The 12807-nt window shown below is 52.8% G+C and carries 9 protein-coding genes and 1 other annotated feature; of the genes, 4 read left to right on the forward strand and 5 right to left on the reverse strand.

Features of this window, described 5'->3' with window-relative positions; genetic code table 11:
- Positions 1 to 8: 8 nt before the first annotated feature.
- The 3 genes from dnaX to HV229_RS18690 all read right to left on the reverse strand — a co-directional run bounded on the left by dnaX (position 9) and on the right by HV229_RS18690 (position 3178).
- A complete protein-coding gene (dnaX, locus tag HV229_RS18680; protein ID WP_181546131.1) occupies positions 9 to 1937 on the reverse strand; it encodes a DNA polymerase III subunit gamma/tau in 1929 nt (642 codons plus the stop codon).
- Positions 612 to 676: a sequence feature (DnaX frameshifting element), on the reverse strand. It overlaps the preceding gene by 65 nt.
- 118 nt (positions 1938 to 2055) lie before the next feature.
- On the reverse strand, positions 2056 to 2607 hold the full coding sequence (apt, locus tag HV229_RS18685; protein ID WP_006685676.1) for an adenine phosphoribosyltransferase: 552 nt from the start codon (positions 2605 to 2607) through the stop codon (positions 2056 to 2058).
- 193 nt (positions 2608 to 2800) lie between these two features.
- The gene (locus HV229_RS18690) at positions 2801 to 3178 is read right to left on the reverse strand and encodes a DUF454 family protein (protein ID WP_181546133.1); all 378 of its coding nucleotides are present in this window, start codon (positions 3176 to 3178) and stop codon (positions 2801 to 2803) included.
- A gap of 69 nt (positions 3179 to 3247) precedes the next feature.
- On the opposite strand from HV229_RS18690, the gene priC reads away from it, so the two are divergent.
- Positions 3248 to 3775, forward strand: coding sequence for a primosomal replication protein N'' (gene priC, locus HV229_RS18695; RefSeq protein ID WP_016152078.1), 528 nt, complete (start codon positions 3248 to 3250; stop codon positions 3773 to 3775).
- 14 nt (positions 3776 to 3789) lie between these two features.
- Positions 3790 to 3951 (forward strand): pleiotropic regulatory protein RsmS, encoded by a 162-nt coding sequence (gene rsmS, locus HV229_RS18700; protein WP_016155875.1) that lies wholly within the window; start codon positions 3790 to 3792, stop codon positions 3949 to 3951.
- 74 nt (positions 3952 to 4025) lie between these two features.
- Here rsmS and mscK read toward each other — a convergent pair whose 3' ends face one another.
- Both mscK and acrR read right to left on the reverse strand, forming a co-directional pair.
- Positions 4026 to 7391 (reverse strand): mechanosensitive channel MscK, encoded by a 3366-nt coding sequence (gene mscK / locus HV229_RS18705; RefSeq protein WP_115190874.1) that lies wholly within the window; start codon positions 7389 to 7391, stop codon positions 4026 to 4028.
- A 127-nt stretch (positions 7392 to 7518) separates the two neighbouring features.
- On the reverse strand, positions 7519 to 8169 hold the full coding sequence (acrR, locus tag HV229_RS18710; protein ID WP_016152075.1) for a multidrug efflux transporter transcriptional repressor AcrR: 651 nt from the start codon (positions 8167 to 8169) through the stop codon (positions 7519 to 7521).
- Between the two features lie 141 nt (positions 8170 to 8310).
- Here acrR and acrA point away from each other — a divergent pair, with 141 nt between their 5' ends.
- Positions 8311 to 9504 carry a multidrug efflux RND transporter periplasmic adaptor subunit AcrA gene (gene acrA / locus HV229_RS18715; RefSeq protein ID WP_181546135.1) on the forward strand — a complete coding sequence of 398 codons (1194 nt, stop codon included), beginning with the start codon at positions 8311 to 8313 and terminating at the stop codon, positions 9502 to 9504.
- 22 nt (positions 9505 to 9526) lie between these two features.
- On the forward strand, positions 9527 to 12676 hold the full coding sequence (gene acrB / locus HV229_RS18720; RefSeq protein ID WP_016152073.1) for an efflux RND transporter permease AcrB: 3150 nt from the start codon (positions 9527 to 9529) through the stop codon (positions 12674 to 12676).
- Positions 12677 to 12807 lie beyond the last annotated feature (131 nt).

The following is a 12807-nucleotide window of genomic DNA, read 5'->3' on the forward strand; positions in this document are numbered from 1 at the left end:
GCTGACGATCAAATGGGGCGAATACTCTCTTCGTCCAGGTCCGCATCGAAAAAACGACGCAGCGTCTGAATGTTATTATCCGCAATAATCGACTCACGCGCCTGCGCGAGTTTCTCTTCATAAATGGCCTGACGCCACTCCAGCGGCGTGCGCACCGCTGGATTATCATCTTCAACGATGGTCAATTCAACCGTTGACCCCGTTAAGGAACTCAATGCTTCGGCCAGTTTTTGCTGCGCGCCGCTGGAGTTAAGGTGTCGCTGCGTGGAACGCAGGTGCAGGCAAACCACGTTGCCATTCTCTTCTTTCCAGGCATTAAGCGCCACCTGCTCCACCAGTTTAGGCAGCGAGAGCTGGCTTACCTGTGCAGCCCACGGGTCGCGTTCGATGGCCTCAGCCGCCAGCTTTGCCGCCAGTTCTGGCGTTTTTTCATGCTCAAGCGCTTTTTTCAGCGCTTTCGGCGTAGCGACGACCTCTTTGACTTCTGCAACAGGATTGGTCGCTTTCCAGCGATACGCTTCTTTCTTCGCTGGCGCTTTTTCCAGCGCAGAGACCGCTGGACGCGCCTGAACACGTTCCGACACCGAAGCCAGTCTTTCCAGCGCAGCATTATTCACCGGCCGCGCGCGGGAAGCGGCTGCCGGTTCACTCTTTTTTGGTTTGGTTGCTCCCTGAGCGCGTTGCAGTTGGCTGCGTGCCGCCAGCACCTGGCTGGTAGCATCGGAGAGCGGCACATTCTGTTGCTGTTGCGCTGCCGCAGGCTGCTGCGGCACCTGCGTCGGGTTCATCACCGCAGTGGGTGCGACCGGGGCAAACGAGTGTCGTGGGGCTTCAGGTTCCGGGAGCGGCATGCGCGGATGAAAAGCCAGCGCACGTAGCAGCGTCATTTCAACGCCCATTCGCCTGTCCGGCGCATACGGCAGTTCTTTGCGCCCGATTAACAGAGTCTGGTAGTAAAGCTGCACATCGGTTGGCGGGACGATTCGCGCCAGTTCGCGCATACGCTGTTCAATAGCGGCCATATCGCTGCCGAGTGCGGCAGGTGAAAGCTGAACCATGGCAATACGATGCAGCAGAGCCGACATCTCAACCAGTAGCGCTTCCCATTCAATACCGCGCGCGGCGGCATCGTTCACCAGCGTCATAACGCGTTCGCCGTCCGCAGCCACAACCGCTTCAACCAGCGAAAGCGCCTGGTCGTCGTCCAGCGTGCCGAGCATGGTGCTGACTGCGTCGGTCGAGACCTGACCATCGCCGCTGGCGATCGCCTGATCGGTCAGGCTCAGCGCATCGCGCAGGCTGCCGTCCGCGGCGCGAGCCAGCAGTTGCAACGCACGTGGCTCATGGGCGATATGCTCTTCTTTGAGGATATGCTCAAGCTGATGGCGAATCTGTTCGACATCCAACGCTTTAAGATGGAATTGCAGACAGCGCGACAGGATAGTCACCGGCAGCTTCTGCGGATCGGTAGTCGCCAGCAGGAACTTAACGTGCGCGGGCGGCTCTTCGAGCGTTTTCAGCAAGGCGTTAAAACTGTGGCGCGACAGCATGTGCACTTCGTCGATCAAATAGACCTTAAAGCGACCGCGCGCTGGCGCGTACTGGACGTTATCCAGCAGGTCACGGGTGTCTTCGACTTTGGTGCGTGAGGCGGCGTCGATTTCAATCAGATCGACAAAGCGCCCCTGCTCGATTTCACGGCAGTTATCACACACGCCGCACGGCGTAGCGGTGATGCCGGTTTCACAGTTTAATCCCTTCGCCAGCAAACGGGCGATTGACGTTTTCCCGACGCCACGGGTGCCGGAAAATAAATAAGCATGATGAATACGCCCTAACGACAAGCCGTTCGCCAGTGCCGTCAGCACATGTTCCTGGCCGACGACGTCAGCAAAGGTTTGTGGGCGCCATTTTCGGGCTAAGACCTGATAACTCATTGGCAGGCTCTGAAAGGCTGGAGGGTGGATTCACAGGGGGATAATGCTAACACAACCTCGCAGCGACGGCGAGGTTGTGTGTCTCGGTATTAGTCTGCCGAGATAAGATAGCCCGAAATTAGTGGCCCGGGAATGGAACCAGGCTATAACAGGTCAGCCCCTGCTTTTCCAGACGCTGCTCGCCGCCCAGATCAAACAGGTTAATGATAAATGCAGCATCGGTCACTTCGCCACCCAGACGGCGGATCAGTTTCACGGTCGCTTCAATCGTGCCGCCGGTTGCCAGCAGGTCGTCCACAACCAGGACTTTATCGCCAGGTTTGATAGCATCAACGTGAATTTCCAGTTGATCGGTGCCGTATTCCAGCTCATAGCTCTCAGCAATAACTTCACGTGGAAGCTTACGGGGTTTACGTACCGGAACAAAACCAACGCCCAGACCCAACGCTACCGGCGCGCCAAACAGGAAGCCACGCGCTTCGGTACCAACCACTTTAGTGATACCCGCATTTTTGTAGCGTTCAACCAGCAATTCAATACTGAGGGCGTAGGCTTTCGGGTCTTCCAGTAAACTGGTGACATCACGAAAAAGAATGCCCGGTTTTGGGTAATCGTGGATGCTTTTGATGCTATTTTTGAGAAACTCAAGCTGCTGTGCAGTCGCGGTCATAAGTTTGTGCCTGATTAATACAGTATTACTTCACGGCGCACTATACACTTCATCCTCGACGTATCTTGAATGATTTTGTGTCTGTATAAGAGCCAAGGTTACACGTGCTTAACCTTTGACCACCTGCGCCTGTGCTCGAAAACGGTCGAATTTACTGGCTGTGAGAGACAATTGCAACAGCGTTTATTGCGCTTTACTGCTTTTGTTGTTTTTCATCAATCACCGGGATCCGCCACATAAAAATCAGTAAACAGGCAAGAATAACCAGCAGCAGGCCGCGTACCCACATCATATTGACCAGCCACAGTGAAATACTAAACGTCACCAGGATCAACAAAATAGCGCGCGGCTTTGCTCCCGGCGGCATCGCGCGGTGTTTTTGCCAGTGGCGCAGATACCCGCCGAACCACGAACGGTACAGCAACCAGTCGTGAAAACGCGGCGACGAGCGAGCAAAACACCAGGCGGCCAGCAAGATAAACGGCGTTGTCGGCAACAGAGGCAATACAACGCCCAGCGTTCCTAACACTACCGCTATCCAGCCTATGACGATTAGAATAATGCGTTGCATAATATGAATACTTAACACAGAGAATCGCTACTTTATCATAACAGTTCTCATTTTCATCGGAGTGTTGTCGTGAAAACCGTCATGCTGCTTCAGACGCTCGAAAACCAGCTTAACCGCTTGCGGCAGCGTTGTGCCCCACTGGCACACCATGCCACGCTTAGCGCCCGCTTTGACAGGCATCTGTTTCACACCCGCAGCACGTTGCTACAGGCCTGTCTGGATGAAGCTGATGATAATCTCACTGCTCTACGTCGCGCAGTTGAACAGCAACAACTACCACAAATTACCTGGCTTACGGAACACCTTGCCTCACAGTTAGAGGCGATTTCACGTGAAACCGCCAGTTGGTCGCTCCGGGAGTGGGACAGCGCCTCTCCTGGCCTGGCGCGCTGGCAGCGTAAGCGAGTTCAACACCAGGAGTTTGAGCGCCGCCTGGTTGAAATGACGCGTGAACGTAAAGAACGCCTGGCACAGGTTACGGGCTTTGAAGAACAGCAAAAACTGCATCGCGAAGTAGAGGCATTCGAAGCACGACTGGCACGCTGTCGTCATGCACTGGCAAGAATAGATAACGTGCTGGCGCGTTTAACCCGCTAATCCCCGGAGAATTTATGTCATTAGAGAACGCCCCAGATGAAGTCAAACTGGCCGTCGATTTGATTGTCCTGCTTGAAGAGAATCAGATGGAGCCTGAAACAGTTCTGAAAGCACTGGAGATTGTGAAGCAGGATTACGAGAAGAAACTGCTCTCTTTATCTAAAAAAGAGCTGTAACTGAAAACCTGATGGCGTTGCACTTATCAGGCCTACGAATGAATCGAAGCTCGCAGGCCTGATGATTATTTCTGTTAACCTACCGAAGGCGTCGGATCGTCACCTTTAATGATGTCACGTTTTACCTCGGTCACGGTGTCACCTTTCGCGTTATGCAGGTGAACTTCGAGCTGGTTAAAGGCGATATCAATGTCATTTTCACGGCACAAACGATCGACCGCCCGGTTAAGTTCATCAACCGTGTGGCTACGATCGCGCAATTCACGCACGTATAAACGCAGCTCATGATCCAGCGTGCTGGCACCGAAGGCGGTAAAGAACACTGCAGGCTCCGGATCGTGCATCACTTTCGGGTGTTCTGTCGCCGCCTGCAACAGCACCTTCTTCACTTTGTCCAGATCCGAACCATAGGCCACGCCAATGCGGATCACCAGACGCGTGGTGGTATCGGAGAGCGACCAGTTGATCAAACGCTCCGTCACGAATGCTTTGTTCGGGATGATCACCTCTTTACGATCGAAGTCAGTAATAGTAGTGGCACGGATACGGATCTTGCTGACCGTTCCGGAGAACGTACCGATGGTCACGGTATCGCCGATGCGTACCGGGCGTTCAAACAGAATAATCAGACCGGAAACAAAGTTACCGAAAATTTCCTGCAAGCCGAAACCAAGACCAACCGAGAGAGCAGCGGCCAGCCACTGTAGCTTATCCCACGAAACGCCGAGCGATCCGAAGACCGTCATCGCACCGATGGCGATGATGGCGTAATTCAGGATCGTGGTGATCGCATAAGAAGCCCCCTGGCGCATCTTCAGTCGCGAGAGCACCAGCACTTCCAGCAGGCCGGGTAAGTTGCGGATCAGCGCCCACGCGACCATTGACGCAATAATCGCAAACAACAGGCTGCCCATGGTGACGTCTTTCACCACTGCCGCACCCGCTTCGGTGCCGTTGTAATGCCAGAGCGTTATGCTGTCGAGATAGCTGAACACGGTGATCAAATCAGACCAAATGGCCCAGAACAGAACACCAAACAGGGCAACCATCACCAGCATGGTTATACGCAGCGTTTGCTGGTTAACCTGCTCCAGCGCAATAGTCGGTTCTTCCTGCGGCTCTGCGCCTTCGGCCCCTTCTTTCACCAGGTTCTGACGACGCGCTAACGCACGACGCCAGGCGATACGGCGTGCCGCTACGCTCAACCCTCGCAGCACCGTCTGGTACAGCAGATTCCAGAGGATAACCAGATAGACCGTTTCAATCCAGCGGCCCGCCAGGCGCAGCGTGGTGTAGAAATACCCTGTCGCCGTCAGCACCATTAATGCAATCGGAATAATAGACAGCACGGTAATAGTGACCAGACGCAGACCATGCGACTCTTTGTCACGCCAGCTTTCGCGGCACATTGGCCATACCAGGAAGGCGATCAGCAGCAGGTTGAGGAAAATGACCACCTGGCCAAGCACATCGTCCATCAAATTAAGCGGCGACAGCTCAGCAATGACCGACCAGAAGTTAAGCGGCAACAGCGCAAGGCTAATACGCACAATCTGGCGACGCCAGTGGCTGGTCTGCTTCGCTGGCATGCCAAAATGACGTATCGCCACGCCATCTTTTTCCAGCACCTTCCAGCACAGACCAAACACCAGCCAGAAGATGGTCATCTTCTTACTGAACGCCCACAGCAGGTCGCTAATATTCAGTTGCATAGTCAGCAGAATCAGACCCACCGCGAGGATAATCAGACACGCCGGCAAGGCTCTGATGAGATCGATCAGAATCGCTTTTGGCGTATTAAGCTGACTGTCATTGCGCAGGTTCCCCACCGCGGCGGCTAATTTTGCCTGATAATCCTTCAGCCACTTCAAACGCCAACGGATTAACCCGGCGATAAGCAGCAGCGGCAGCCCTGCCAGGAACGCAATAAACACGGCGGGCCAGGCTTTTTCCCAGTTCACCGTGATTTTCATCGACTTAAACTGGTCTTTTAGGGTTTGCGGGAAGGCTTTGATCCAGTCCCAGTCCATCGGACGGTTACTGTTAACCCAGAAGATTTGTTGCGTGAGGATCTCTTTCAGGTTTTTCGACACGCTCATTAACTGCTGCTGGTTGATTTGCAGATTAATCGCCATCATCAACTGGTTGCCCAGCTGCTTATTTAGCTGATCCAACAGTTCACGACGCATATCCACGACCTGCAGCAGGGCATCATGGACTTCAGGGTTAACGTCGTTGCTGTGTCCTTCTTCCAGTTTGGCGACAAACGCATCATTCTGGAACAACGTATCGCGCTGCTGGTTGACTTCGAACTGCTCCAGACGCAAATCGGCGATCCGGTTGGTCATATCGGCAAGCTCATCCGCCGACGGCAGCGTTTGTTGTTGCTGATATAAAATGCGCGACAGCAGCAGACTGCCTTTCAGGACGGCGATCTGCTCTTTAATGTTGCGTTCGGATTGCAGCGCGCGGTCAAGCCAGTTTTTGACCTTGATATTTTGCTGCATCAGGCTGTTGCCGTTTTCAGTCGCGGCAATCAGGCGCTGGCTGAGCTGATGGTTAACATCAAGTTCCTGCTTCACTAACGGATTGGACTGAATACGCTCGGCTTCGTCCGGCGTTACCGCTTCCTGTGCCGTCTTTTCGGTTAACGTCAGTCGTTTGCTGTTCACCGCCTCTTGCAGGAGCTGGAGCTGGTGTTCAAGGCGGTTACTGTGCGCCGTCACATAATCGCGTTGTTTTTGCAGGGTATCCTGCAAAACGGTATTCCCTTCGAGGCTCTTACGCTGCTGGTCGATCTGCGCGTTCAGCAACGCTTGCTGCGCCTGCAGCAGCACCTGCTGGCTGGGGCGTAAAGCCGCCTCTCCCACAGTGGTGCCATCGAGTCGATTGCGGATTTGCTGCATCTGTTGCGACGCGGTGTACATCGCATTTTGTACGCGCTCTGGCTGTGTCTGCAGCGATACCAGTTGGCTGTTGTAAGCGGCCAGATCGTTTTGCGAGCTTTGCAGGTCATCCAGGACCTGCGACACGCGCAACTCAAGCTGTCGTAAGGAGAGCGTACTCAGCGTTTTTCGCGTTTCATCGTCATTATCGACATCGCTAAGCGAATTTAGCGCATCCGTCGCCTGACGCATTTTCTCCGGCGCCTGGGCAACTTTTTGCCGAAGCTGTACGGTTTCATCCTTCACACGATCGATTTTATCCAGCGTGGCAATGGTATCGATGAGATCCTGTTGAACCAGCTTATCCTGTGCGGAGAGATCTTTTTGTTTATTCAGCGTGTCTAACTGGCTCTGAATATCCGCTTTCGTCGGCAGTTCACCACTCTGTTGCGCCCGCGCAAATGCAGATGACTGGCAGGATAGCAAAAGAATGAAGAAAAGAATGGTAATAGCAATAAGATGCTGTGAACGTTTATAGAGCTGCAACATAGTCATGAGAATGAAGGTTTCTGAACCGGAAAAGTGACCGAAAATAGTCAAGCGGCAAGAATATCACGGCTGTGACCGGCAGAATAGCAGGAGGCAAAATGACCAGGAGAATTCCTGGCACAGACCCAGAGAGTTAACAGGTTTCCGCTACGTTAACCCGCAAGGTTGGGCAGAGAAGACACATCTCAAGCAGCACGGCGACGTATTCCCGAGCCTCTTTTTTCAGATCAAAAGATTCAGGGGCAAATAACCAGTTCTCGATAATTCCGGTAACATAACTACGCAGCAGCACCGCCACGCGACGCGTGTTCAGATTTTCCGGCAGCATGTTGGCGTTCATGCAGTGCCGCAATGTTTGTTCGATACGGTCGTAATTTTCAATACACAGACTGCGTTGAGCTAGCTGAACTGAGGCCATTTCCCCGACAAATTCGCATTTGTGGAATATAATCTCCAACAATAAACGTCGGCGTTCTTCTGTCACGGTAGCTTCAAGAACGTAAATTAAAATTTCTCTTAATACTGATAGTGGATCGTCGGGGAATTTTGCCTGATACTCAGTCTCTAACTCATCAATGTTAGGTTTTGCTAGCTCCCAGATTTCACTGAATAAATCCGATTTGTTTTTGAAATGCCAATAGATCGCGCCGCGCGTGACACCAGCGGCTGCTGCGATCTCCGCAAGCGAGGTGGATGATACCCCTTGTTGCGAAAACAAACGCAGAGCGACATCGAGAATGTGCTGTCGAGTTTCCTGTGCTTGTTGTTTGGTTTTTCGTGCCATAGGTCAGTGAATTTACAGGCGTTAGATTTACATACATTTGTGAATGTATGTACCATAGCACGACGATAATATAAACGCAGCAATGGGTTTATGGGCTTTCAGCCATTGATCAATTTGAAATCGGACACTCGAGGTTTACATATGAACAAAAACAGAGGGTTAACGCCTCTGGCAGTCGTTCTGATGCTCTCAGGCAGCTTAGCGCTAACAGGATGTGACGACAAACAGGCCCAACAAGGGGGCCAGCAGATGCCAGAGGTTGGAGTTGTTACGCTCAAAACTGAACCTCTACAGATAACAACCGAACTCCCGGGTCGCACCAGTGCGTATCGCATTGCAGAAGTTCGTCCTCAGGTTAGCGGTATTATCCTGAAGCGTAATTTCACGGAAGGTGGTGACATCGAAGCGGGTGTATCTCTCTATCAGATTGATCCTGCTACTTACCAGGCCGCTTATGAAAGCGCAAAAGGCGATCTGGCAAAAGCACAAGCCGCAGCAAATATCGCTCAACTGACGGTCAAACGTTATCAGAAACTGTTGGGTACTAAGTACATCAGTCAACAGGATTACGATAGTGCACTGGCAGACGCACAACAGGCGAACGCCTCCGTTGTCGCCGCGAAAGCCGCGGTAGAAACTGCACGCATCAATCTGGCTTATACCAAAGTGACGTCGCCGATCAGCGGCCGCATTGGTAAATCATCCGTTACTGAAGGCGCTCTGGTGCAAAACGGTCAGGCAACCGCACTGGCAACCGTTCAGCAGTTGGATCCCATCTATGTGGACGTGACGCAGTCAAGCAACGATTTCCTGCGCCTGAAACAAGAGTTGGCCAACGGCACGCTGAAGCAAGAAAACGGTAAAGCGAAAGTCGAACTGGTGACCAATGACGGCATTAAATTCCCGCAGTCCGGTACGCTGGAATTTTCTGATGTCACGGTAGATCAAACCACCGGGTCGATTACGTTACGCGCAATCTTCCCTAACCCGGATCACACCTTACTGCCGGGTATGTTCGTCCGTGCTCGTCTGGAAGAAGGGACTAACCCAACTGCATTACTGGTTCCACAGCAAGGCGTTACCCGCACACCGCGTGGCGATGCCAGTGCATTGGTTATCGGTGCAGACAACAAAGTTGAAACCCGTCAAATTGTCGCCGCACAAGCGATTGGCGACAAATGGTTAGTCACTGATGGACTTAAACCGGGCGACCGCGTGATTGTCACTGGGCTGCAAAAAGTACGTCCTGGCGCGCAGGTAAAAGCGCAGGAAATCACCGCTGATAACAACCAGCAAGCTGCAAGCAGTAGCCAGCCTGAACAGTCCAAGTCTTAACTTAAACAGGAGCCGTTAAGACATGCCTAATTTCTTTATCGATCGCCCAATATTTGCGTGGGTGATCGCCATTATCATCATGTTGGCAGGGGGGCTCGCGATCCTCAAATTGCCGGTAGCGCAATATCCGACTATTGCACCGCCAGCAGTGACGATCTCCGCGACCTACCCTGGCGCTGATGCCAAAACAGTACAGGATACTGTTACGCAGGTTATCGAACAGAATATGAACGGTATCGATAACCTGATGTACATGTCCTCAAACAGTGACTCCACGGGTACCGTGCAGATCACGCTTACCTTTCAGTCTGGTACTGATGCGGATATCGCGCAGGTACAGGTGCAGAACAAACTGCAGCTGGCAATGCCGCTTCTGCCACAGGAAGTACAACAACAGGGTGTGAGCGTTGAGAAATCATCCAGTAGCTTCCTGATGGTTGTCGGCGTAATCAACACCAACGGCACCATGACGCAGGAGGATATTTCCGACTACGTGGGCGCCAACATGAAGGACGCCATCAGCCGTACTTCAGGTGTGGGTGATGTTCAGCTGTTCGGTTCCCAGTACGCGATGCGCATCTGGATGGATCCGAACAAACTGAATAACTTCCAGCTGACGCCGGTTGATGTGATCAGCGCCATCAAAGCGCAGAACGCCCAGGTTGCAGCCGGTCAGTTAGGCGGTACGCCGCCGGTGAAAGGCCAGCAGCTTAACGCTTCGATCATCGCGCAAACCCGTCTGACCTCCGCCGATGAGTTCAGCAAAATTCTGCTGAAAGTGAATCAGGACGGTTCCCAGGTGCGTCTGCGTGACGTAGCGAAAGTCGAACTGGGTGGCGAGAACTACGACATCATTGCGAAGTTCAACGGTAAACCGGCATCCGGTCTGGGTATCAAGCTGGCGACAGGCGCTAACGCCCTGGACACCGCAAACGCTATCCGCGATGAACTGAAGAAGATGGAACCGTTCTTCCCGTCAGGTCTGAAGATCGTTTACCCGTATGACACTACGCCGTTCGTGAAAATCTCTATTCACGAAGTAGTGAAAACGCTGGCGGAAGCCATCATCCTCGTGTTCCTGGTAATGTATCTGTTCCTGCAGAACTTCCGCGCGACGCTGATTCCGACTATCGCCGTGCCGGTGGTGCTATTGGGTACGTTTGCCGTCCTTGCGATTTTCGGCTTCTCGATAAACACGCTGACGATGTTCGGGATGGTGCTCGCCATCGGCCTGTTGGTGGATGACGCCATCGTTGTGGTCGAGAACGTTGAACGTGTAATGGCTGAGGAAGGGCTACCGCCGAAGGAAGCAACACGTAAATCGATGGGCCAGATTCAGGGCGCACTGGTTGGTATCGCTATGGTGCTTTCAGCGGTATTTATTCCGATGGCCTTCTTCGGGGGATCTACCGGTGCAATTTACCGTCAGTTCTCCATCACCATTGTTTCGGCGATGGCGTTATCAGTCCTGGTGGCATTGATTCTGACCCCTGCCCTGTGTGCGACCATGCTCAAACCGGTTGCTAAAGGCGATCACGGAGAAGGCAAAAAAGGTTTCTTCGGCTGGTTTAACCGCATGTTCGATAAGAGCACGCACCATTACACAGACAGCGTGGGCGGAATTCTGCGCAGCACCGGTCGTTATCTGGCGCTGTATCTGATCATCGTCGTGGGTATGGCCTATCTGTTTGTTCGTCTGCCAAGCTCGTTTCTGCCGGATGAAGACCAGGGGGTATTCCTGTCAATGGCTCAGCTGCCAGCGGGTGCAACGCAAGAGCGTACCCAGAAGGTGCTGGATGAAATGACGGATTACTATCTGACCAAAGAAAAAGCGAACGTTGAATCGGTGTTTGCCGTTAACGGCTTCGGTTTTGCAGGACGTGGTCAGAACACCGGTATCGCGTTCGTCTCTCTGAAAGACTGGAGTGAACGTCCAGGCGAGGAGAACAAGGTTGAGGCAATTACTCAACGTGCGATGGGCGCATTCTCGCAGATTAAAGACGCGATGGTCTTTGCTTTTAACCTGCCAGCGATTGTGGAGTTAGGGACCGCGACCGGTTTCGACTTCCAGCTGATTGACCAGGCAGGTTTAGGTCATGAGAAGCTAACCCAGGCGCGTAACCAGCTGTTTGGTGAAGTTGCGAAACATCCTGATCTGTTAGTCGGCGTACGTCCTAACGGTCTGGAAGATACGCCGCAGTTCAAGATCGATATCGATCAGGAAAAAGCGCAGGCTCTGGGTGTATCCATTAGTGATATTAATACAACGCTGGGTGCAGCATGGGGCGGAAGCTACGTAAATGACTTCATCGACCGTGGTCGTGTGAAGAAAGTTTACATCATGTCTGAAGCGAAATACCGTATGTTGCCGGAAGATATTGGAAACTGGTATGTCCGCGGCAGCGATGGACAGATGGTACCGTTCTCCGCCTTCTCTACCTCACGTTGGGAATATGGTTCACCGCGTCTGGAACGCTATAACGGTCTGCCTTCCATGGAAATCTTAGGCCAGGCCGCACCGGGTAAAAGTACCGGTGAAGCCATGGCAATGATGGAGGAACTGGCCAGCAAACTGCCATCCGGTATCGGCTATGACTGGACCGGTATGTCCTACCAGGAACGACTGTCCGGCAACCAGGCCCCTGCTCTGTATGCCATTTCACTGATTGTCGTATTCCTGTGTCTGGCGGCATTGTACGAGAGCTGGTCAATTCCGTTCTCCGTCATGCTGGTGGTACCGTTAGGTGTTATCGGTGCATTGCTGGCGGCAACGTTCCGCGGTCTGACCAACGACGTTTACTTCCAGGTAGGCCTGCTCACAACCATTGGGTTGTCGGCGAAGAACGCGATACTTATCGTCGAATTCGCCAAAGACTTGATGGATAAAGAGGGTAAAGGTCTGATAGAGGCGACGCTGGATGCGGTCCGCATGCGTTTACGTCCGATCCTGATGACATCGCTGGCCTTTATTCTGGGCGTAATGCCGCTGGTTATCAGCTCCGGCGCAGGCTCCGGCGCGCAGAACGCCGTTGGTACTGGCGTAATGGGCGGGATGGTGACGGCAACCGTGTTGGCTATCTTCTTTGTTCCGGTGTTCTTTGTGGTGGTACGCCGCCGCTTTAGCCGCAAAAGTGAAGATCTTGAGCATAGCCACTCAGTAGACCATCATTGATAGATCTCTAAAGATAAGGCCGCGCAAGCGGCCTTTTTTCTGGAAAAATCATAAAAATCACTTATTGCTATTTCGTTTATTTTCTCCAGGGTAAATAAGCGATATAATCCCTGTAGCCTTAAAGGCTATTC

The organism is Citrobacter sp. RHBSTW-00524 (genome assembly GCF_013747755.1).
GTDB classification, from domain to species: Bacteria; Pseudomonadota; Gammaproteobacteria; order Enterobacterales; family Enterobacteriaceae; genus Citrobacter; species Citrobacter braakii.